Consider the following 21,430-nt stretch of genomic DNA (forward strand, 5'->3'; position numbering starts at 1 on the left):
CATTAAGGCTTAATGAAACATTGAATCACACAAAAAAACGTCTTCTAAAAGGAATATTATATTCCTTTTAGAAGACGTTCAGGACAAATAAGTACGCAGCAAAATTCCAGTTCCATATAGCATTTTCAAATCTTTTCTATTCTTAAAACAAGAGTCTTACTGTCCGTTGCCCTGTAATAAACTTATGCTCTCTTCTTAATTACAGAAGAAACCACAAACAGGATTACACCCAGCAACACAGCAATTCCGCCTATAATTCCAAAATAGAGAATCTCTGTTTCAGGGCTGTACAATTTAACAATTTGCGCATTAATCGCCTGAGCTGAAGCATTAGATAAGAACCAGAGACCCATAGTCTGTGCAGAAAATGCTGCAGGAGCCATTCTTGTTGTCGCTGCTAATCCAACTGGTGATAAACATAGTTCACCAAGCACAACAATCAAGAAGCTTAGTATAAGCCATATTGGACTGACAAGTGCATCAGGACCTGCGTAAATAGCTGGAATAATCATGATTAAGAAAGAAAGACCAGCAAAAATCAAGCCAAAGGAAAATTTCTTATTCGTAGATGGCTGTCTCTTGCCAAGTTTCATCCATAATGCTGCAAATACCGGCGCTAGCAATACAATAAATAATGGGTTGAATGATTGGAACCAAGACGATTGCAAGGAAAATCCAGCTAATGATAATTTGATTCGTTCATCCGCATATTGAGCTAGAATAATAGAACCTTGTTCCTGAATGGCCCAAAACATCATTGCTGCAACAAATAACGGAATGTAGGCCAATAGATTTTTCTGTTCCGTTTTCGTAGTTTTCTTACTGAAATACATCACTAAAAAGTACATAACGGGAATGATAATCCCTAAAACACTGACAGTCATAATAAATCCGTCAATCGTTAATATACCATTGGAAATCAGAATAGCACCAACAATGACAATGATTAACGCACCGATTCCAAATTTCAGAAATACGGATTTTTTTTCATCAGCGGATAATGGATTGGGCACATAAGAACCAGCAAGTCCTAAATATTTCTTTCTGGTAGCCAAAAATACAATGAGCCCAATAACCATCCCAAGAGCCGCTATACCAAATCCAAGATGAAAATTATATTTTTGCCCAAGTGTTCCGACAATAAACGGCGCTATGAAACCACCAAGGTTAATACCCATATAGAATATACTAAAACCAGAATCAATACGCATATCTTCCTTATCATATAAATCCCCGACAATATTGGATACATTTGGTTTTAATAGTCCAGTACCAATAACAATTAAGCCCATGGATACAAATAAAGCCGTTACTCCTCCTGGGAAGGACAAGGCAATATGACCTGCCATTATTAATATTCCGCCATAAAAGACGGTTCTTTTCATGCCAAGCAACCGGTCTGCAATCCAGCCGCCGATAATCCCTGACATATAAACAAGCGAACCATAAATAGCCATGATGGAAGCTGCTGTTCCTCTATCCAGCCCCAGTCCGCCATCTTTTATTGCATAATACATATAATAGATTAGGATAGCTCTCATCCCGTAATAGGAAAATCTTTCCCAAAACTCTGTGAAAAATAATGTAAATAAGCCTTTAGGATGTCCGAAAAAACCTTTTTGCGGAATACTCTCAAGGATCTCTTGTGAATTCTTCGTTGTCATAATCTTCCTGTCCCTTTCTTTTTAATTTCTTTCGGATTTTGCAATATATCTGGCTTCTATCAATGCCGCAGCATTCAATCAGATTAAATTAATGCTCTTACATAAATATTCAAACAATTAAAAAATACCTCGCCATTTGTGTTCTGGTTTACTGAAATCGTAAAACCGCCAAACAGAAGAGGTACCTGTAATTGATGAGCCTTATAAGCAAATACTGCATGAAATAAACACAACTTTCACAGAAATAAACGGATTTAAACAATCATCATGCAAGTATGACAAAGCCTTTCTGACATTGCTTCCTTTTATTTTCAAATACATTATTTATTTCTGCTTTGAAAATAAAGGTTTATTTTATGCTTACCTTTGGTTCGTCAGGGTACTGCTTCTTTTGTTTATTTCCATATATAAAAGTTGAATACTATATATCATACCACTCTGAAACCATAATGTAAATTGACTGGGAAGTGGTTATTTTTTCAAATTTTATATAGTATCCTTTGAGAGATTGAAAACAGTTATTGTTATTAAGAAGTCATTATTTATAAATATGACAGAAATATAACAATATTTTTAAAATCAAATCAATTTTCAAAATAGATAAACAATGGTATAGTAGTAGGGGGATTGTAAAATAATGTACGGTCCTTATAATGTTTTTTCAAATACTACTCAATCATATTAACAGCTATGGAAACAAAATTTATTTTCGCAGGCGAATATAGCTATATTACTTATAACATCAAAAAAGGAGAAACCAAGTGGAAAAAACAGTAGAATCCGGAATATCCAGTGCAATCGGAAGATTATTTCGAGATAATTTCGGAAAAGGACCCGAATCGATTTTTGTATCTATTGCAAAACCTTACATCACCATATATTTACGTAATTTTTTAGCACCGATGGAAAAAGTTCTGTTGAAACAGGAAAATGAATTAAAATTTCAAGAAACCCGTGACTTATTAATGAAGGAGCTCACACCTGAGATACAATCTATTATCTCTTCGCAGGCAGGAGTACAGGTAGATAAAATCTATTATGACTGGTCTACGGAGAATAGAAGCGGAATTCTCTTTGCGGAGCTGCATTCGGGTATTGATGAAACAACAGCAGATTATTTAAATTATCCAGCTAAAGAACAAGTTCACGAAGAAATCAGCCGTTTCACTCAAAAAGCTCAAAAGTCTCCCAGAAAACTGCAGTCATTTATGTTAAATTCCCGAACGCTGGTTTCCAGGCGAGAGGACATATTTGTTTTAATTGAGCAGGAACTTATTCAATCCGGTTTTGAAAACCAACTTCGGTTGTCGAAACGAAAATTGGAAAAGAGCTTAATTGATAAAGTTTTCTTAGAATCCGTACTTGATCAGGAAATACAAGATTTATTTGTGGATTGGGATTTTAATAATGATACAGGATTTGTTATATTCATACTTAAGCCAAAAAAATAAGATGGCAGGAATGTCTGGACAATAGTGCCAAGACATAAGCCGAAGAGGGCGTTCGATCCTTTTCGGCTTTTTTTCGTACATAGCTTAAGATCAGATATCAAAAGTAACTAAAATCGAAAAATAATGTATTCGGTTATACCTGATTATACTTTCAACAATATCTATTCCTTACTTCTTATTTAGCGAATATACTCGCTTTTTATAAAAGCTTTCCTGAAAGTATCCTTTCTTATTTATATAGGTAGTTCCCATAGGTAAGAAGTTTATGATTTCGATAAAGTTGATTGGTTTAGATATCCATCTCCAAAAGTTTCCGATTGTGATGAATTTGAAGCATAAAATTATAAAAATTAACAGAAACTGGAGGAATAGAATATGAAAACACAATCATATGTGCACATCGATAAGGAATTGGATATCGTTCACGCTAGACAGATTGGCCGAGATATAGCAAAGCAGATTGGTTTTGGTACAGTTGATCAGGCACGTATCACTACTGCAATATCGGAATTGGCCCGTAACATTTATTTATATGCAGAAAAAGGAAGAATTTCTTTTGAAATCATTGATACATTTGGTCGTAAAGGTATCATTATGACTGCAATCGACGCAGGACCAGGAATAAACGATATCAGATTAGTACTGCAGGATGGCTACACTACTTCGGGAGGGCTTGGAGCTGGTCTTCCTGGAGTAAAGCGTCTAATGGATGAATTCGAGATTCAATCAAACAGCGGACAAGGTACAACCGTTAAGATAGCTAAATGGATTTGATTTTTCAGCATCTCTAAAAATGATGCTGATGTTGTCAATAAATAACATAATACTCGCTTTTGTTTATGCCCATGATTTTAAACTTGCACCTTTTATAGTTCCTGCGCTTCATTTTTTTATTGCTCAATTTACATAAGATAGATTCGAGAAATTGCTACCCGTCTTATATCCATTCACGTCATAGCTATCTCCTGCTGTTAGATATAACGAGCATTTTATTTCTTATACAAAAAGCGCCAATTCTGATTGTTTATGCTCCGCTACTCCAGGAGTTGTATGCAATTGCTTCTCATATAAGCTGAATGGATTCATCCGGTATTTTATTTTCCGGCGAATGTATTTACCTCATCGTAAATGAATGGTAAGATATTCTAAATTTAACTTTAAAGGGAGAGGAAAAAATGGAAACAAATAACCAAATCGTCTGTGAAAAAAGAACCTATTCAAAAGAATTCCATTCACATGCGCATGCATTTGGACAATTTCTTTTCCCGCTGCAAGGCTCTCTGGATATCCAGACAAACCAGCAGGAACTCCAACTTGGGCCGGATGACGGTTTCTATCTTCCCCCAAACTTTCATCATCATTATCGTTCTATGGACAGAAATGAATTTCTGATATTAGACATACCTATGCATTATCTGCCGCATGATACCAAAAGCACGCACATTAGATTGGATAAACAATGGAATGCTATCCGCTATTTATTAATGGAGGAAGCTGATAACAAGGATGACTTAACTTCTTTAACAGACTTAACCCGCTATGTAACAAAAAAACTGCAGACTTCCAATCCTCCCTCCATTGACTACATTCACAACCATTTCAAGGAGCCGATTCGTTTGGAAACACTGGCAAAAATAGAGCACTATCATCCAGTCTATTATTCGGAATGGTTTAAGAAAAGAACTGGAAAAAGTCCGAAAACATATATTTCAGAGCTTCGTTTACAAGAGGCTGCACATTTATTACTGTCAACTGGATGGTCTATATCCCGGATTAGTGAGGAATTGGGTTTCGAGAATGCCTCCTCTTTTACAAGATGGTTTGCACGGCATAAAGGCGTAGCACCGAAAAAATATCGTTACCTTTAAAATGGATAAAAGAAATATTAAATCTGGTATAGAAATAAGAGCAATTATTTTCTATGATGCATTTACAATCCTTTTTATTTCGGAGTGAACAACATGCAAGGAAAACTATCTGCCTTTCTTATCCTGTTTGCTGCTGTACTTTGGGGGACAACTGGTACAACGCAGGCTTTTGCACCAGAAAATGCACATCCTATTGCAATTGGTACCATCCGATTGGCTGTAGGCGGTCTTTTTTTATTATCCCTTGTTCTCTTATTTGGCAAGTTGGAGTTGAAAAATTGGCCAATGAAAGCGACTATCCTGGCTGCTCTAAGTATGGCCTTATACCAGCCGTTATTTTTCTCTGCTGTTACCGTCACTGGTGTAGCTATTGGAACAGTTGTCGCCATTGGGAGTGCACCAATTTTATCAGGCCTCTTGGAATGGTTGTTTTTTAAAACGCGGCCGTCAAAAATTTGGTGGTGCTCTACTTTTCTTTCCATTTCCGGCTGCACCTTGCTATTTATAAATAGAGAATCTACTTATGTCGACCCAATCGGTGTCGTGATGGCATTAGGTGCAGGACTTTCGTTTGCCAGTTACACTCTTGCGAGCAGAGATATGGTTCAAAAATTTTCTTCCTTAAACGTAGTTGCCATTATTTTTACACTTAGCGCTATTTTCTTAGCCCCCTTCCTTTTTATCTTTGATATGTCGTGGGTGGCGAGCTTGCAAGGTGTTGGTGTGAGTATTCAGCTTGGAGTCGTAGCTACAGGAATCGCCTATTTCCTTTTTGCCAAGGGACTGGCTAAAGTCTCTTCTTCAACAGCAGTAACGCTTGCTTTAGCAGAGCCTTTAACAGCGGCATTACTAGGAGTATTCCTATTAGGGGAAAGCTTAAATACTATTGCTTGGCTTGGTATCGGTCTTTTGATTACGGGAATTGCGATATTGATTGGATCGTCCCGATCGTCTAAACGGAAAAATGAAGCTGCGGGGACGGTTTCTTCCCAGGTAAATAATTAAAATAGCTAAAGGGCAGAGAGAATGCTATCTTTCTTGCCCTTTTTAATCATTTCGTGCTTGTGGCGATAAATAAAGAGGCGTCCTGCTTCATAAAGATATTACTTCCATAATGAAAAGTATGCTTGTTTATGTCCCGAAAACCGGCATAACTTAATGCATCTTTTACTTCTGCTTCCGTAAAACCATTATGCACTTTCGGATGTTGTATCTTTTCATTTTTATCAAAATCTACAATAATAAGCAGACCGCCTGTATTCAGCCGCTTGTTTAATCTTTGCAGAAGCGGTTCGATATCTGGAACATGCAGTAAAACTAATGATAAGACGATGACATCTGCTTTTATATCCAAACGGTCATCTTTCGCTAAATTGAACGCCATTGCTTCGAAGTGTTTCAATTGGTTCTGCTCTATTTTACTTTGCGCAACTTGAATCATTTCCTGAGAAGAATCAACTAGCCATCCTTTTTCAAACTGATCAGCTAGTTGAAAGGTAACCAAGCCAGTCCCTCCACCATAATCCAGAATAGAATGATACTGCTTTCCTGCCAGGGTTTTCTTGATTTCATCGGCAATGATATTGGCTAGCTCTTTTCGATTTTCTGTATCATATTTTTTTGCCATTTGATTAAATACATTCTCTTCCATCCTCTTTCCTCCTGCCATGGGCACGTTGGGCTTTTTTAACTTGAAGTTTCTTGATTAACCAATATACCATCATTCCAGACATGCACAATACATAAGCAAAAGGTTATCGCTTTCGAAGCTAGTACCATTTTTATCAGTTGTTCCTCTCATCATTCAAACAAACGATTGATTTATTTTATAAGGAAGATTTATAAAGGGCTGATATCTAAGCTAATATTCCGCTTTATTATCAGCGTCTTTCCAAATTCGAAAAGGCATATCATATTGGTTCGGACAAATTTGTTTCATTCTTATATCACGATTTTCTACCGGAAGCGCAATTTGTTCATAAATAAATTGATCATCAAATCCTGCTTCTGCAGCTTCTGTTTTGGAAGCAGCGTAATAAACCGCTTTTGGTCTGGCCCAAAAGATGGCACCGATACACATAGGACACGGTTCACAGCTGGTATATATTTCACAATCGGTTAATTGAAAACTATCCAAAGCTTTACAAGCCTCCCGAATTGCCTGTACCTCTGCATGAGCTGTGGGATCGTTCGTTGCTGTAACTTGATTCCTCCCCGTGCCAACAATTTCTCCATTTTTTACAACGATTGCTCCGAATGGGCCGCCGCCAGTGACTGCACTTTTTTGTGCAATTTCCACTGCCTTTTCCATCAACTCCTTATTTTCCATCATGATCCCTCCCTTTCAGTTCCAATCTATAATGAAAACGCGTTCGTCATTATAACATAAAAAGCCTTTTATTTTGGAATATCTGTTACTGATAAGGAAGGTCTCCATTTATTACATTCCATAAACATACTCCTTCTCTGCTCTTTTCATTACGATCCCTTTTACTAGTTATATCATGTCCAATTCCTTGATTAAAAAAACTGCTGTGTTATTATTGCTTCAGTATTGAAATAAAGGAGTTATTACCCATGAATGTTCCCATTCTTTACGAGGACAATCATTTACTTTTTGTGGAAAAACCAGTCAATGTCCCTGTTCAAGAGGACCAATCAAAAGACCAGGATTTGTTGAATTTCTTGAAAGAGGATATAAAAGTACGCTATCAGAAACCGGGCAATGTCTATTTGGCATTGGTGCACCGCTTGGATCGCCCTGCTGGAGGTGTCATGGTGTTTTCGAAAACATCTAAGGCAGCATCCCGCCTCTCTGATGCGATTCGCAGGCAAGCTGTAGAAAAGAAATATTTGGCTATCGTTCGAGGCGTCCCTGATAAAAAGCAGGACTTGTTAGAAGATTATTTAGTCAAAGATAAACAAGAAAACAAAGTTCACACAACACATGCAAATAATAAAAATGCTAAAAAAGCAAAGCTAGAATATGAAGTAATTGGAAGTAAAGACAATATGAGTTTGCTCTCCATTAAACTGCATACCGGCAGACCGCATCAAATTCGTGTACAATTCTCTTCCCGCAATTTACCGCTTTACGGAGATCAAAAATATGGGGAAAAAGTGAACCAGGCCGGCGAACAGATTGCGTTATGGTCCGAAACACTTGCAGTGGAACATCCAGTCAAAAAAGAGGAAATTAAAATCCAATCGCAGCCACCAAATAAATTTCCTTGGAACTTGTGGTGACAAGTCGAGAGCCAATTCCCCACTTTCTGACAGGTTACTCTTCAGTTAACCATGCTGGAAAACCTAGCTTGTAATGTGATGGTAGAAAAAGTTCGTCCATTATCATGATTTCCACTCATAGATTCCTTCGTTATTCCTCATAATAAACAGGAAATATCATAAGGAGGTATCTGTAATGGGTGAAATCAGTCAATTCAAAGGCGGAGAGAAGGCTCCCAATAACGGGGTCTATATTGAAGTTGGTGAAACGGGCAGCAGTGTAGAAGATCCACAACAAGTCACCATGAAATCTGGAGAAAAATTTCCAGAAACGAAGAACAATGACCGTGTTTGGAAAAACAAACGCAACCAATCCCACCCAAGTCCGCGAAATAGTAGAAGTACGAATTAATATAAAGAAGCAAAGGAATTCCTCAACTATATTCCTTTGCTTCTTTGCATATCCCCCAATTACAACTCCTCCCCTTCTGACTCTTTTCCAAACTTCTGAAATAACGCTTCGCCAACCAGACCTAACCCTATTCCTATCATCGTTCCCGCTGCAACATTTCCTGTAAATAAACCAACACCGATTCCCAAACACATCAAACCGCCAACAACCATCTTATCCCTCCTATATTGAATCAAAATCGCACCCTTGCATCATTTTTTGAACCAGACTTCGTTAACATTTAATAAATATTTAATAAACGGTTTAGATTTCTTTAAGCTCTTCCTCTTATGATATGAACTGCAAGCGAAAAAATTGTATATAAAGTGAAACTTCCTTCAGTGGGGTTTTTCGACGCACATGGATGTGCTAGTGCAGACGTTACGACACGACGTCGCGAATTTAGTCTGCTCCCCCCAGTGAAGGTTAGTTGAACGAATCGGGCCGTTACTGGCTGTTGGATCTCCCACTTAGAAATAAAATTTTCACTCATTTCTTGAAGTGGGAGTCTTATAGCCAGTTACACTGCGATAAAAAATAGAAAGGAGTTCCCTGGATGTCCGTTCAAAAAATAAATGAATACTTAGGTATACCAGTACTTACGTTAATATTCCTATCTTTGTTAGGTCTTCCTCGTGTCATTGCCCATGATTTATCGATGGTTGAGGAAGGCAGTCTGGTAAACAGTATATTGGTCTTTGCACCAATTATCATTTGGATTGTATTTCTCGTGATAAAAAATGTAAAAAAGACCTTTTTGTCTCTATTGCTCATCGGTTTTTTCTACGGAATATGTTTAGCAATGGTTCACCAACTTTTTTGGAACACCGCCTTAGATACACCTATTCAATTTGGTGGTAACTTAAGCAATCTGCCACCAGTTGCAGTAAATATTATTGCGCGTATATTTGCATTCTTCAGCAGTGTAACAACTGGTATTGCTTTAGGTGTAATAACAGGAGCAGTCGGTTCTCTCGTACATTTTATTAAGAAAAAATTCATGTCGGCATAAGCTAATGAAGATTGCAGAACTTGAAAATTGCGGGGGTGGTTCTTGTATAAAAGGCGGAGAATGCCATCCACCTTATATATAGGTATTCCTATCTTTAAACATTCTTTTTTCGTTTATGAAGCAAAAGGTTTAAAAAAATGAGGAGCCTCTTTGAGTCCGAGTTAGCGGATAGCACAAATCGATGGACAGACTTCACGTTAAATAATAGGCGTGCGCGGGATGCTCACGCCTATTATTCAACTCAAACTTTATTCCTTTTTATTGTTTTCTATATTAGGATGAAAAACCGGTACCTTAAAGTTTTATCCTTTGTGTAATGAAAAGTATTGTCACATACTCTTTTCTTCCAAATCAGAATACAGCATTCCATATACTATACTATCTGTCCATTCCCCTTTATTCCAAAAATCTTGAATGAAATGTGCTTCTTTTCCCATCCCTATACGCACACATAATTTTTGTGATGCTTCATTTCTCGCATCCAAATTCGCTTGGATACGATGCACATTAAATACCGAAAATAATATCTTCACTAAATCGCGCACTGCTTCTGTTGCATAGCCTTTTCCCTTAGCTTCTTGCGAAAAGCTATAACCAATTTCAACCGTATCCTTCATTTCTGTATACCATACAGCTAAATCACCAATTACTTCTGTACCCCTTACTACTGCCAAATTTAAGGGCGTCTCTTTTGTGAGTGCGTTATTCTCCAATTTTTTATGAAACTCCTCTTGTTTATTTTCATCGGTCCACTTATCATGCAAAAGATATTTACAAGTAGCATCATTATTGTAAATATGAAATACATCCTCTAAGTCACCGTCATTAAACGGTCTAATAAGTAACCTGCCTGTTTTAAATTCCAAAGAGATCCCCCCTATTTAAAATTTTGAATCATTCTTACTCCAACAGTCTATCCAATTGTATCAAACGCTTTTAAAAATTACCGATTTTTATGAAAACGAACATATATCAATTAAAATATTTTGCAACAAACTTTAATATGTACTTTACAATAGTATGTGACATACACTATAATGAATTCAGGAGTTGATCACATGACAGACGCAAATGAACATTTAGATAAAATTATGCAAGAATTAAGAAGAGGAACCATTACAATTAGTGCATTAAGTCAACTTTCAGAGCCGCAGTATGGATACTCGCTTGTGACCATGCTTCATGAAAAAGGGATACATGTTGAGCCTGGAACATTATATCCATTACTGAGAAGGCTGGAAAAACAGGGACTCTTGGATAGTACATGGGACACAAATGAATCAAGGCCGAGAAAATACTACGTACGGAGTAAGACTGGAAAAGAGGTCTTTGATTTGCTGGTTATTGAATGGAAAAATATTGCAGCCAGCATGGATCAGATCATCGAAAATAAGAGAGGTGAAGAAAATGGAAATGATTAATCGGTATATTTATGCGGTTACGCAAAAGCTGCCTCCATCCCAGCGAGAAGATATTGCCATTGAATTACGCGGGCTAATTGAGGATATGCTGGAGGAACGGGCCGGGCAAGGGAACAAGAAGGAAAACGATGTAGAAGAAATTCTGCTGGAGCTGGGCAGTCCAAGGTCATTAGCTGATAAATATCGGGGGAAAAAGAAATATATTATCGGGCCAGAGCTTTTTGATACCTATATTTTGGTGGTGAAGATTGTACTCATTGTTATAAGTTCTTTAATAGGTATTGGGTTTATCATTCAAACCATCTTAGAGCCGATGTCTATTTTAGATCATTTTATTGATATGATTGTTTCTGTCGTTACAGACCTTCCAACGGCTTTCGGCTGGACAACATTTTGGTTTGCTATCGGTGAGCTGTATGGTGGAATGAAACAAAAAGATTTAATCGGGAAGGAATGGAAGCCTGCAGACTTACCGCCCATTCCAGATGAAAAGAGACAAATCAAACGCAGTGAGTCGATTATCGGAATTATTTTCTACACGATTATCATTGTATTTCTCGCCTTTTCGAATGAGTACTTTGGAATTTGGGTGTTTCAAGATGAATTTAACGGAGTTGTTCCATTTTTAAATGAACAGACCTATGGCTCCTATTTATTGTTTATTGTCCTCATATTCGGATCTGGAATTATCAAAGAATGCCTGAAGCTTGTTGCCGGGGAATGGACGTATAGGTTAGCTGCTTATACAACAATTGTAAATGTCGTATCGATGGCAGCAGTACTATTTATGATTAGCGGACCTGATTTTTGGAATCCTGATTTTATGAGTGAATTAGTAGAAGCTGGTGTTATTACAGCTGGTTCTGAGACATTTGATACAGTGTCCGCGATATGGAATCAATCTACATTCTGGATTCTTATTCTGTTTATTTTCGGTTTAGTGTGGGATGCTGTAGATGGATTTATCAAGTCTCGGAAAAAATAGATACGTGTTAATGGCGCATGATGGAACAGGAAATAGTTCCATCATGCGTTTTTTATTTCCATAATTTTAACATTGGAATAAGAAGTGAATGAGTAGATAAATCAATATGTACCTCTTCGCTTAAAGGAATATGTTGCCTTTTTGCTTCCCTTTAACGAACTTCCTATTTTTCATAAATAAAGCACGTAATTTTTGCTCAGCCTATACATCCTTTCTTTTAATCGATTCTCCTCGAACAGTCTCCTTTAGATAATAACATGATGGTTGATATTTAAATCAATAGCTCCAAATACCAACTCTTACAAAAATAAAACTGCTTCTGTATATTCATTTTTTCAGCAACGAATTGTTGATATTTTATTTTCTAATGGAATTCTAACCAAGTTTTAATCGTCATCTTATCCACTTCGCTTAAGATGTTATATAAAAGGGAGGTGAAAAAATTGGCAATAGAAATTTTCAAAAGAAAAGAACAAAAATATCTGATTACGTTAGATCAATATTCGCTTTTGCTTGAACAAATCATGCCGTATATGCGTTCAGATAAATTTGGCGTAGATGGAAGATATATTGTCAGCAGTTTATATTTTGATAGCGATGATCACAATATTTATTTTGAAACAAAGAATAAATTGACTTTCCGACAAAAGCTCCGCCTTCGCACTTATAATGAAACAGGTATTGATGAAACAGCTTTTTTCGAGGTAAAACAAAAACATAACAACGTGGTCAACAAACGGAGAATGTTACTACCCTTAGAAGAAGCATATCATTACCTGGAAAAAGGAGATAAAAAACATTTAAAGGACTTTCATACTTCGAATTTGCAGGTACTTCGTGAAATTGATCACTTTAGAACATTATACAAATTAAAACCAGAAATGGTTGTCAGCTATGAACGCCATGCACTTCATGGAATAGACAACCCTGATTTGCGTATCACTTTTGATTTTAATCTACGCTGCCGTAATGATGATTTACTTTTAGAACATGGTTCTGATGGGGAACAATTTATTGATAACAATCTAATTGTATTGGAAGTCAAAGTAAATGATAGTGTTCCATTATGGTTAACCCGTATTTTACAAGCGCTTCAATGTGAACAGCGTAGTGCGTCAAAATACTGTACTAGTATGGAGTTACTGCAGAAAAATCAAATGTCAGAAGGAATAGAAAGAGAATATGTAACAGCAGGAGGAAGATAGAATGGATTTTATAGATAAAATATTCGATTTACAAGCTAGTGAACCATCCAGTATTTATATGATATTACTCGCATTGATTATGTCAACCTTGTTGAGTTTGGCTATTACGAAGGTATACATCATCACATTTACAGGCGAACGTTATGCTCAATCATTCGTACACACCATTATTATTTTGAGTATTATCGTCTCCGTGGTTATGAACGTGGTTAGTGACAATGCCGGCGTTGCATTTGGTTTATTTGCTATATTTTCACTGATTCGATTCAGAAGTGCGGTCACCAATGTGAAAGATATTGCCTATATTTTCTTTGGTCTGTGCGCAGGTATGACATGTGGGCTTTTTCGTTTTGACTTAGCAATCATACTCACTTTATTTGCTTGTTTCGTTCTTTATTTGCTTTACAAATTCGAATATGGAAAAGGGAAAGATACACAAATTTTAAAGGTCACTGTACCAGAAAACTTAAATTACGAAAACCTGATGCATGATGTACTTGCTGCATATACGCTAAGTTCTTCCTTGCGACAGGTTGAAACGACTAATCTTGGAACAATGATTTTGTACACTTATGCTATCCGTATGAAAAATGAAGTACATGATAAAGAATTGCTAGACCACATTCGCGAAAAAAATGCTAATTTAAAAGTTTCGATTACTTACATGGAAAATACTGATGGGTAGTGAGTTAGATATCATAAAATAATTTTTTATAAAGTGGAACTTCATTCAGTTGGAGTTTCACTAATCCCATCCTCTAACACTAAAGTTTATTTTTCTACAAATGAAACAACTTTTCAAGAGAATCATTTCCATAATTGAATAGAAATGATTCCCCCCTTTATCTTCCTTTTTACATATGTTTACACCTTAATTAAATTCATTGATTTATCTTCTAACTGTTGAATGGTTTTACTTTCTATAATGGTATCTGTAATAATGTGATCAATAATTTCCAAACCACCAATAGATGAAAATGCTTGTATACCAAATTTGCTATGATCAATCATAATATAAACTTTATCGGCACTTTCAATCATCTTCTTCTTTATTCGAGCTTGCTGTTCATTAGATTCACTGATTCCACGATCTATATGGAGCCCTTTGCATGATATAAAAGCTTTTTTCACATGATAATTATCCAGGGAAGTCTCAGCTAATGGGCCCACGTAGGAAAGGGACTTAGGCATTAGAGTGCCTCCTGTGGATACCACTGTTATTTGTTTTTTTGTACTTAATTCCATTGCCACCTTAATAGAGTTTGTGAGCACTGTTAATGAGATATCCGGAAGAGATTTTGCCATATACCATGCAGTAGTACTCGCATCTAAAATTAATTGGTCCCCTTCTTCCACTTGTTTAACAGCCTCTATAGCAATCTCCTTTTTTTCGTTCACATTTGTGATTTCTCTTTCAAAATAAGGAACTTCCAATTGTTCTGAAGTGTTTGTACTGATAGCACCTCCATGGCTGCGGGATAACTTTTTCTGTTTTTCCAGTTTTTCTAAGTCTCTCCGAATGGTCTCTTCCGTCACTGAAAAAACTTGACTTAATTCTGTAACACGTATACTTTTACGTTTATTAACTAATTCAACAATTTTTTGCTGTCTTTCTGCAACAAACATCCAACTACCTTCTTTCATATGACTTGTCTCAATAATAACAATAAATCCCTGTCACAGGACAGGGAATCATTGCATTATATTTATCTGGTAAATGCTGCAGCAACACCGCCGTCAACAGTTACCATACAGCCTGTTGTTTTAGCTGCTTTAGAAGATGAAAGAAACGCAATGGATTCAGCGATATCCTCTGGAAGAATATTAACATTTAAAATTGTACGTTTTCGATAATGCTCTTCCAGTTCATCCGCTTCAATACCATATGAAGTTGCTCGCTCTTCTTTCCAATTAGAATCCCAGATTTTTGAACCGCGGATTACTGCATCAGGTAGTACTGAATTCACTCGAATACCATGTTCGCCTCCGTCTGCAGCAACTGTTCTTGCCAGATGAACTTCAGCTGCCTTAGCAGTACTATAAGCAGCTGCACTTTTACCAGCATAGACGGAGTTTTTTGATCCGACGAAAACCATACTGCCTCCCAGTTCTTGTTCCTTCATCAGTTTGAATGCTTCTCTTGCAACAAGGAAATATCCTGTCACTAGCACATTCATATTCATATTCCATTTGTCTAACGTTGTTTCTTCGAATTTACTAGAACTTGCCAACCCAGCATTATTCACAATAATATCCAGCCCGCCATATTTCAGAACAGAATCTTTGATAGCTGATTCTACTTCTTCTTCTTTTGTAACGTCCATTTTCACTGCGAAGGTACGGTTTTCCCCATAAAACTCATTCATTGTACTTGCAAGATTTTGAGCTCCTCTTAAATCAATATCAGCAATAACAACATGTGCTCCTTCCGATAAAAGACGCTTACAGGTTTCTCCCCCGATACCGCCGGCTCCACCAGTTACAAATGCAATTTGACGGGAAAACTCTGCTTCTGGCGGTGCCAAGCTCAATTTATAAAGCTCCAGCGGCCAATATTCTATTGCAAATGATTCTGCTTCATTAAGCGATACAAAGTTTCCTAAAACAGTAGCCCCACGCATAACAGATACAGCTCTATGATACAAAGATTCACTCACATTGGCAGCAGACCAACTTTTCCCTGTATTAACCATACCGATTCCCGGAATCAACACAACACGTGGAGCCGTTTCAGTAATTTTGTCACCTTCTGATTTATTTCTTTCAAAATAAGCTGTATATTCTTCTTTAAACGCATTAATTCCTGTTTTAATATTTTCTATTAGTTCTTCTACATCCTTGCTTGCCGGGTTCCACTCTATAAAGAGAGGAGCCCGTTTTGTGTGAACAAGGTGGTCTGGACATGCCGCACCAATTTGTGAAAGCTTTTTAGCTTGTTCACTATTAACAAATTCAAGAATTGCGTCACTATCATCATTTGTAACAATCATTTTTTTATCAGAACTAACTTGTCCACGAATAATAGGTAGTACTTGTGCAAGTATTTTTTCTCTTTCCTCTTTACTCAATGAATCGTGTTTCTGTCCACCAAATAATGTTTTCTTCTTTGTTTTAGCTTCAATATAATCTTCAGCTTCCTGAATAACGGATATAGTTTTATCATAACTTGCCTTAGATGTTTCGCCCCATGTTACCAACCCATGCTTTTCCATGATAACTAGGTCAGCTTGTGGATTATTACGAACACCTTCAACAATCTGTTTAGAAAGTTTAAATCCTGGACGAATATACGGAACCCAAACAAAACGATCACCATAAATTTCTTCGGCTATTTCTTGACCATTATCTGCACACGCTATACTAACAATAGCATCTGGGTGTGTATGATCAATATGTTTAAAAGGCAAAAATGCATGAAGCAATGTTTCAATGGAAAAACGAGGATGTTTTGAATCAATCATGCAATGTGTTAAATATTCCACCATCTCTTCATCAGACATATCTTCTTTCTCTATTAATGGTCTAATATCCTCCATCTTCAAGCCAGTAAAGTTTTTAGGCCCCATTGTCGCAAGATCAGAACCGCTTCCCTTCACCCACATTACTTCTATTTCATCGCCTTTAAAGTCTGTTTCTATTGTTTTTACAGATGTGTTTCCACCGCCCCAATTGGCTACAGAACGGTCTTGACCTAATAAATTCGAGCGATATACAAGTTCATCTAAACCAGTTTTATTACTGCTTTTATTTCCATCCCAACGATTTTGTACCAATAGAATTCCCTCCTGTAATCCTTTAAATCAAGTATATCATTTTTTACTTAATGTTTATATATTTTTGTTTGTTTTTGTTTTATCGCCATAAAAGTTGTTTAATGTGGAAATCAACCCAATCTATTTATACACTGCCTTTAAAAGTTTAGGCTAACAAGGTGTATCTACTTTAAACTTTTCTTTGTAATATAGATTACAGAAATATCGTCTAAACTTTTCCAAAAAGAAACGTGTACAAAACTATTCAAAGAATTACTTATTTAAGTGAAATTACAATCCTTCATGGAACAATTTCATTCTTCAACTTTTTATTTTCTTTGAGATAAGACAGTTTTTTCATATTCATTAACTTCTTCTAACCAAGCTTCTTTTACCGGCACACCCATTTGCTCGCAATAGTAATCCCATACTGCACCAAAAGGGTATGTTTTGAACTCTTCCATTAACGCCAGTCTTTCAGTAAAGTTTCCCGCTTCTTGTAATTGTTTTAAATACTCATTTGGTGTCAACAAAGCATTTAATAATGCTTTTATCATATTGCGTGTTCCAATAGTCCATGCTGCGACACGATTAATACTCGCATCAAAGAAATCAAGGCCAATTGATACTTTATCCAATGCATTATTACGGACAATCTCTAATCCAATTTCACGTAGTTCATCATCTAAGATGACAACATGATCACTATCCCAACGAACCGGTCGTGATACATGCAAAGCTAACTTATCACTATATAAGAGCATAGCTGAAATTTTGTTTGAAACAACCTCTGTTGGATGATAATGTCCTGTATCTAATAAACACAGCTTATTGTTTTTCAAGGCGTAGCCCATATAGAACTCATGCGAACCAACGACGTAAGCTTCTGAACCGATACCAAATAACTTGCTCTCCACTGCATCCATATTGTATTTTTCGTCAATTTCTACTGAAAATATTTCATCCAACGATTCTTTTAACCTCTTTCTAGGTGTTAAACGATCACTAGGAACATCTTTATATCCATCGGGAACCCAAATATTTGTTAACGCCGGTGTTCCTAATTCTTTTCCAAAATACTCAGCGATTTTACGGCAGGCAATAGTATGGCGAATCCAGAAGTCTCTGATCTCTTTATCCGGATGTGCCAATGTTAAACCGTCATCTGCTTTTGTATGCGAAAAAAACGTAGGGTTAAAGTCAAGCCCTAATTCATGTTTTTTTGCCCAATCCACCCAATTCTTAAAGTGTTCAGGTTTAATTTCATCTCGATCAACTGCTTTGCCAGCTGTTTCTCCATAGATGGCATGCAAATTAATACGATGCTTTCCAGGAATGAGAGAAAGCGCCTTTTCCAAATCACTTCTTAATTCTTCCGGTGTTGTAGCTTTTCCGGGATAGTTACCAGTTACATCAATCCCTCCTGATAATTCTTGTTTATTGACTTCAAATCCTCCGATATCATCACCTTGCCAGCAATGTATTGAAATAGGTACCTCTTTTAACAGCTCTAAAGCTGCGTCTACATCAATGCCCCATTTTTCATAATATTTTTTTGCTTCCTGATAATTTTTTTGAATGGTCATTTTAATCCCTCCGTTTTATTTTTACTCGTAAAGGCTTTCATCTCAAAAGAGTTTTTTACCATTTGTCTGGCCTCATCTAATGTCTGAATTTGTCCTAATGCCATTAATTGAGTAATCAAATTGCCTATAGCAGTTGCTTCAGATGGCCCTGCCAATACTTCTTTCCCGGTGGTATCAGCAATCAATTGGTTTAACATTTCATTTTGCGACCCGCCACCAATAACATTAATCCTTTTGAACTCCTTTTCATAAATCTCTTCAATTTGATTAATTGCCATCTGATAACTTTCAGCTAGACTATCAAATACACATTTCGCTACTTGCTCTGGTGTATTTGGAATGGGTTGGTTCGTTTCTTCACAATAATTTTGAATTTCTTGAACCATGTTTTCTGGTTTAAGGAACCTGTCATCATCCACATTGACCTGTGAGTAAAAACCTGACACTTGATTAGCCATTGCTGCCAATTCGGCAAAAGTATAACGATTATTATAGATTCTTTTCACTTCTTGTATCATCCAAAGTCCCATCGTATTTTTTAAAAAACGAAAACGATAATCAACTCCGCCTTCATTTGTAAAATTATAATCCAGTGCTTTTGTTACACAGATTGGGAAATTATTTTCTACACCAATTAACGACCAAGTACCTGAACTAATATAAATTGTATCAGCGGATTCAGGAACAGACGCGACTGCCGAACCAGTATCGTGTGTCGCCGGAAGCAATACATTCATATCAAAACCAATCTCGTTGGACAGCTCCGGTTTAAGATTTCCTAATATTGATTTAGGAGGTAAAATTTCTTGAAATATTTCTTTATTTATTCTTAATTGATCTAATAAGTCCTTATCCCACTTTTTCGTAAAGGCATTGACCAGCTGGGTAGACGTTGCATTGGTGTATTCATTTGCTTTAATACCTGTTAATAAATAATTTAAATAATCTGGTATCATTAAAAAAGATTTTGCTCTATCAAGTATTTCAGGATAATGCTTTTTAAGGTAATACAACTGATAAATCGTATTAAATTTTTGAAACTGAATCCCTGTTTCCAAATACAGCCTCTCTTTACTAATTTTTTGAAATATTTCTTCCATCATGCCATCTGTTCTAGGATCACGGTAAGAGACAGCATCAGTGAGTAACCTATCCTGTTCATCCAATAAAACAAAATCAACAGCCCAAGTATCAATACCTATACTTTTTGGTGTAAATCCTTGATTTCTACTTGCGTGTATTCCTGTCAGTATTTCAGAAAAAAGCGCTTGCAAATCCCAACAAAAATGTTGATTCTTTTTGATTATCTTATTCTCAAATCGATGTATTTCTTTTAGATTCAATTTTCCTTTCTCTATATAGCCTATAAGCATTTTTCCGCTTGATGCCCCAATATCCACTGCCAAGCTGCATTCAGGCATATAAACCCTCCCCGCAGTTATTCTAACTTCGATATTCTGAACCTTCTACTACTTTTCTAACGTTTGTCCTTTCAATAAATTTTTATCTCCATAACGTTCTCTTTCTATTTGTTCCAATGTCTTTCCTTGCGTTGCCGGTGCAAGTACGATACCAATCACAGCATGGATTACCAAAAAGATAATCATAACAATTCCAGCCGTTTTAAAGCCCAATGTGGCCATAAGTGTCGGCAATATCAAAGACCATATAGCAATACCGGTGCGAACAGTAAAGTACATAAGCCCTTGAGCGCTTGCACGATAAAGAGTAGGAAACAGTTCGCTTGTCCATAAAGCATAAAAGGCTTGAGCACCAATACCAGCAGCTGCTCCCCATAGAACAACAAATAAAATTAATGAAACCCATGCCATCGGCATAAAGGTTAAAATCATCCATGCTACGATACCCATAATAGCTCCAAGACCAAATATAAATCTCCTGCTTATTTTATCTCCATATTTCATAAATCCAAAGAACGTCCCTAAAACAGTGAACATCCATAAAAATCCTTGCAATAAGTTCGCTTGTGAATTACTTAAACCACCGACATTCTCATAAATATACGGCATAAAATACCCCATTGCCCCAGAGACCAAATTCCAAAATAGATAGATTCCTACAAGCAAAAACAACGCTTTACGGTTAACAGCCAACGTAAAAAGTTCTTTAACAGAACTTCCCTTCCCTTTCTTCTGTGCAAGTTTTTTTTGTTCTTCTTTTTCCCTTTCCCATATTTTCGATTCGCTCATTCCTTGCCTTATATACCAAGTGACAAATGCGATAACAAGTAAATGTAAAAAGATTAATCTTGATCCTAACAACCCTAATGGCGCCACCGCTACAGCAAGAAAAAACGTAATCATTGGCCCTATAGACCAAGCCAACTGAGCGGTTCCAACATGAGCAGCCCGTTTATCCTCAGGAGATTCTTCCGCAATAAATGTCCAAGATACTGGTACTCCTGCACCCACAGCCACTCCAGTTATAATAGTGCCAACTAATAACATCGGAAAATTAAACGAGAGCGCAATCAACAGGACGCCGACCATATAAACTAATAAATCATACTTGAAAACCATGGCCCTTCCGTATTTATCAGTTATTGGGCCACCAATTAAAGCACCAACAGCAGCACCAAGAGCGTTTGCGCTCACAGCACCTAAAAGACCTACTGCAAAATTATCCAAACCTAGATATGCTTGCCATAATGTTAAACTACTTGCTGCAGCAATAATTGATCCTGCTTCGATATAGTTTGCCATTGCTATAGCAATTGTTGCTTTCCAGCCGGTTACATTCTTCGCCCCAAATTTTCTACGAGCAGTCATTTAATTTTTATCCCCCTTTTG

General features: G+C 36.7%; 21 protein-coding genes. 11 read left to right on the forward strand and 10 right to left on the reverse strand.

The window, feature by feature from the left end:
• Positions 1-182 precede the first annotated feature (182 nt).
• Positions 183-1,664: a peptide MFS transporter gene (locus tag B7E05_RS20265; protein WP_080875907.1), complete on the reverse strand. Its 1,482-nt coding sequence runs from the start codon at positions 1,662-1,664 to the stop codon at positions 183-185.
• Positions 1,665-2,425: 761 nt separating this feature from the next.
• Here B7E05_RS20265 and B7E05_RS20270 point away from each other — a divergent pair.
• The 4 genes from B7E05_RS20270 to B7E05_RS20285 all read left to right on the forward strand — a co-directional run bounded on the left by B7E05_RS20270 (position 2,426) and on the right by B7E05_RS20285 (position 5,988).
• On the forward strand, positions 2,426-3,115 hold the full coding sequence (locus B7E05_RS20270) for a Na-translocating system protein MpsC family protein (RefSeq protein ID WP_080875908.1): 690 nt from the start codon (positions 2,426-2,428) through the stop codon (positions 3,113-3,115).
• Between the two features lie 375 nt (positions 3,116-3,490).
• Positions 3,491-3,889: an anti-sigma regulatory factor gene (locus B7E05_RS20275; RefSeq protein WP_080875909.1), complete on the forward strand. Its 399-nt coding sequence runs from the start codon at positions 3,491-3,493 to the stop codon at positions 3,887-3,889.
• 401 nt (positions 3,890-4,290) lie between these two features.
• The gene (locus B7E05_RS20280) at positions 4,291-4,983 is read left to right on the forward strand and encodes a helix-turn-helix transcriptional regulator (RefSeq protein ID WP_080875910.1); all 693 of its coding nucleotides are present in this window, start codon (positions 4,291-4,293) and stop codon (positions 4,981-4,983) included.
• 93 nt (positions 4,984-5,076) lie between these two features.
• A complete protein-coding gene (locus B7E05_RS20285) occupies positions 5,077-5,988 on the forward strand; it encodes an EamA family transporter (protein WP_080875911.1) in 912 nt (303 codons plus the stop codon).
• Positions 5,989-6,034: 46 nt separating this feature from the next.
• Here the strand turns inward: B7E05_RS20285 and B7E05_RS20290 are convergent, their stop codons facing one another.
• Both B7E05_RS20290 and B7E05_RS20295 read right to left on the reverse strand, forming a co-directional pair.
• Entirely contained in the window at positions 6,035-6,634 is a 600-nt protein-coding gene (locus tag B7E05_RS20290; RefSeq protein WP_080875912.1) for a class I SAM-dependent DNA methyltransferase, read from the reverse strand.
• Between the two features lie 210 nt (positions 6,635-6,844).
• Entirely contained in the window at positions 6,845-7,312 is a 468-nt protein-coding gene (locus B7E05_RS20295; protein WP_080875913.1) for a nucleoside deaminase, read from the reverse strand.
• Positions 7,313-7,560: 248 nt separating this feature from the next.
• On the opposite strand from B7E05_RS20295, the gene B7E05_RS20300 reads away from it, so the two are divergent.
• Both B7E05_RS20300 and B7E05_RS20305 read left to right on the forward strand, forming a co-directional pair.
• Positions 7,561-8,229 (forward strand): RluA family pseudouridine synthase, encoded by a 669-nt coding sequence (locus B7E05_RS20300; protein ID WP_080875914.1) that lies wholly within the window; start codon positions 7,561-7,563, stop codon positions 8,227-8,229.
• Between the two features lie 175 nt (positions 8,230-8,404).
• Positions 8,405-8,620 (forward strand): YjzC family protein, encoded by a 216-nt coding sequence (locus B7E05_RS20305; protein ID WP_080875915.1) that lies wholly within the window; start codon positions 8,405-8,407, stop codon positions 8,618-8,620.
• Positions 8,621-8,679: 59 nt separating this feature from the next.
• On the opposite strand, the gene B7E05_RS22270 is transcribed toward B7E05_RS20305, so the two are convergent.
• On the reverse strand, positions 8,680-8,832 hold the full coding sequence (locus B7E05_RS22270) for a hypothetical protein (RefSeq protein ID WP_179134601.1): 153 nt from the start codon (positions 8,830-8,832) through the stop codon (positions 8,680-8,682).
• A 383-nt stretch (positions 8,833-9,215) separates the two neighbouring features.
• Here B7E05_RS22270 and B7E05_RS20310 point away from each other — a divergent pair, with 383 nt between their 5' ends.
• Complete coding sequence (locus B7E05_RS20310; RefSeq protein WP_080875916.1) at positions 9,216-9,671, forward strand: hypothetical protein; 456 nt, start codon at positions 9,216-9,218, stop codon at positions 9,669-9,671.
• A 329-nt stretch (positions 9,672-10,000) separates the two neighbouring features.
• Here the strand turns inward: B7E05_RS20310 and B7E05_RS20315 are convergent, their stop codons facing one another.
• Positions 10,001-10,537 (reverse strand): GNAT family N-acetyltransferase, encoded by a 537-nt coding sequence (locus B7E05_RS20315; RefSeq protein ID WP_080875917.1) that lies wholly within the window; start codon positions 10,535-10,537, stop codon positions 10,001-10,003.
• 192 nt (positions 10,538-10,729) lie between these two features.
• Here B7E05_RS20315 and B7E05_RS20320 point away from each other — a divergent pair, with 192 nt between their 5' ends.
• The 4 genes from B7E05_RS20320 to B7E05_RS20335 all read left to right on the forward strand — a co-directional run bounded on the left by B7E05_RS20320 (position 10,730) and on the right by B7E05_RS20335 (position 13,967).
• Positions 10,730-11,092 carry a PadR family transcriptional regulator gene (locus B7E05_RS20320; protein WP_080875918.1) on the forward strand — a complete coding sequence of 121 codons (363 nt, stop codon included), beginning with the start codon at positions 10,730-10,732 and terminating at the stop codon, positions 11,090-11,092.
• On the forward strand, positions 11,079-12,077 hold the full coding sequence (locus B7E05_RS20325; RefSeq protein ID WP_080875919.1) for an HAAS signaling domain-containing protein: 999 nt from the start codon (positions 11,079-11,081) through the stop codon (positions 12,075-12,077). The genes B7E05_RS20320 and B7E05_RS20325 overlap by 14 nt, the downstream gene beginning before the upstream one ends.
• Positions 12,078-12,511: 434 nt before the next feature.
• Entirely contained in the window at positions 12,512-13,282 is a 771-nt protein-coding gene (locus B7E05_RS20330; protein WP_245833201.1) for a polyphosphate polymerase domain-containing protein, read from the forward strand.
• Position 13,283: 1 nt separating this feature from the next.
• Positions 13,284-13,967, forward strand: coding sequence for a DUF4956 domain-containing protein (locus B7E05_RS20335; protein ID WP_080875921.1), 684 nt, complete (start codon positions 13,284-13,286; stop codon positions 13,965-13,967).
• 179 nt (positions 13,968-14,146) lie between these two features.
• Here B7E05_RS20335 and B7E05_RS20340 read toward each other — a convergent pair whose 3' ends face one another.
• The 5 genes from B7E05_RS20340 to B7E05_RS20360 all read right to left on the reverse strand — a co-directional run bounded on the left by B7E05_RS20340 (position 14,147) and on the right by B7E05_RS20360 (position 21,409).
• Entirely contained in the window at positions 14,147-14,908 is a 762-nt protein-coding gene (locus B7E05_RS20340) for a DeoR/GlpR family DNA-binding transcription regulator (protein WP_080875922.1), read from the reverse strand.
• 80 nt (positions 14,909-14,988) lie between these two features.
• The gene (locus B7E05_RS20345) at positions 14,989-17,055 is read right to left on the reverse strand and encodes a bifunctional aldolase/short-chain dehydrogenase (protein WP_080875923.1); all 2,067 of its coding nucleotides are present in this window, start codon (positions 17,053-17,055) and stop codon (positions 14,989-14,991) included.
• Positions 17,056-17,363: 308 nt separating this feature from the next.
• The gene (gene rhaA / locus B7E05_RS20350) at positions 17,364-18,620 is read right to left on the reverse strand and encodes an L-rhamnose isomerase (RefSeq protein ID WP_080875924.1); all 1,257 of its coding nucleotides are present in this window, start codon (positions 18,618-18,620) and stop codon (positions 17,364-17,366) included.
• Entirely contained in the window at positions 18,617-20,041 is a 1,425-nt protein-coding gene (rhaB, locus tag B7E05_RS20355; RefSeq protein ID WP_080875925.1) for a rhamnulokinase, read from the reverse strand. Before rhaB ends, rhaA begins: the two co-directional genes overlap by 4 nt.
• Before the next feature lie 48 nt (positions 20,042-20,089).
• The gene (locus B7E05_RS20360; protein ID WP_080875926.1) at positions 20,090-21,409 is read right to left on the reverse strand and encodes an MFS transporter; all 1,320 of its coding nucleotides are present in this window, start codon (positions 21,407-21,409) and stop codon (positions 20,090-20,092) included.
• Positions 21,410-21,430: the final 21 nt, after the last annotated feature.

Origin of the sequence: Oceanobacillus timonensis, assembly GCF_900166635.1 — a bacterium.
In the GTDB taxonomy this organism is placed as follows: domain Bacteria; phylum Bacillota; class Bacilli; order Bacillales; family Amphibacillaceae; genus Oceanobacillus; species Oceanobacillus timonensis.

What these genes read in the sequence shown, in the direction of transcription:
- rhaB (WP_080875925.1), bottom strand. Translation starts at nt 20,041, where the DNA reads ATGCCTGAATGCAGCTTGGCAGTGGATATTGGGGCATCAAGCGGAAAA.
- B7E05_RS22270 (WP_179134601.1), bottom strand. Translation starts at nt 8,832, where the DNA reads ATGGTTGTTGGCGGTTTGATGTGTTTGGGAATCGGTGTTGGTTTATTT.
- rhaA (WP_080875924.1), bottom strand. Translation starts at nt 18,620, where the DNA reads ATGACCATTCAAAAAAATTATCAGGAAGCAAAAAAATATTATGAAAAA.
- B7E05_RS20285 (WP_080875911.1), top strand. Translation starts at nt 5,077, where the DNA reads ATGCAAGGAAAACTATCTGCCTTTCTTATCCTGTTTGCTGCTGTACTT.
- B7E05_RS20310 (WP_080875916.1), top strand. Translation starts at nt 9,216, where the DNA reads ATGTCCGTTCAAAAAATAAATGAATACTTAGGTATACCAGTACTTACG.
- B7E05_RS20290 (WP_080875912.1), bottom strand. Translation starts at nt 6,634, where the DNA reads ATGGAAGAGAATGTATTTAATCAAATGGCAAAAAAATATGATACAGAA.
- B7E05_RS20305 (WP_080875915.1), top strand. Translation starts at nt 8,405, where the DNA reads ATGGGTGAAATCAGTCAATTCAAAGGCGGAGAGAAGGCTCCCAATAAC.
- B7E05_RS20280 (WP_080875910.1), top strand. Translation starts at nt 4,291, where the DNA reads ATGGAAACAAATAACCAAATCGTCTGTGAAAAAAGAACCTATTCAAAA.
- B7E05_RS20340 (WP_080875922.1), bottom strand. Translation starts at nt 14,908, where the DNA reads ATGTTTGTTGCAGAAAGACAGCAAAAAATTGTTGAATTAGTTAATAAA.
- B7E05_RS20295 (WP_080875913.1), bottom strand. Translation starts at nt 7,312, where the DNA reads ATGGAAAATAAGGAGTTGATGGAAAAGGCAGTGGAAATTGCACAAAAA.
- B7E05_RS20265 (WP_080875907.1), bottom strand. Translation starts at nt 1,664, where the DNA reads ATGACAACGAAGAATTCACAAGAGATCCTTGAGAGTATTCCGCAAAAA.
- B7E05_RS20335 (WP_080875921.1), top strand. Translation starts at nt 13,284, where the DNA reads ATGGATTTTATAGATAAAATATTCGATTTACAAGCTAGTGAACCATCC.
- B7E05_RS20360 (WP_080875926.1), bottom strand. Translation starts at nt 21,409, where the DNA reads ATGACTGCTCGTAGAAAATTTGGGGCGAAGAATGTAACCGGCTGGAAA.
- B7E05_RS20325 (WP_080875919.1), top strand. Translation starts at nt 11,079, where the DNA reads ATGGAAATGATTAATCGGTATATTTATGCGGTTACGCAAAAGCTGCCT.
- B7E05_RS20320 (WP_080875918.1), top strand. Translation starts at nt 10,730, where the DNA reads ATGACAGACGCAAATGAACATTTAGATAAAATTATGCAAGAATTAAGA.
- B7E05_RS20300 (WP_080875914.1), top strand. Translation starts at nt 7,561, where the DNA reads ATGAATGTTCCCATTCTTTACGAGGACAATCATTTACTTTTTGTGGAA.
- B7E05_RS20275 (WP_080875909.1), top strand. Translation starts at nt 3,491, where the DNA reads ATGAAAACACAATCATATGTGCACATCGATAAGGAATTGGATATCGTT.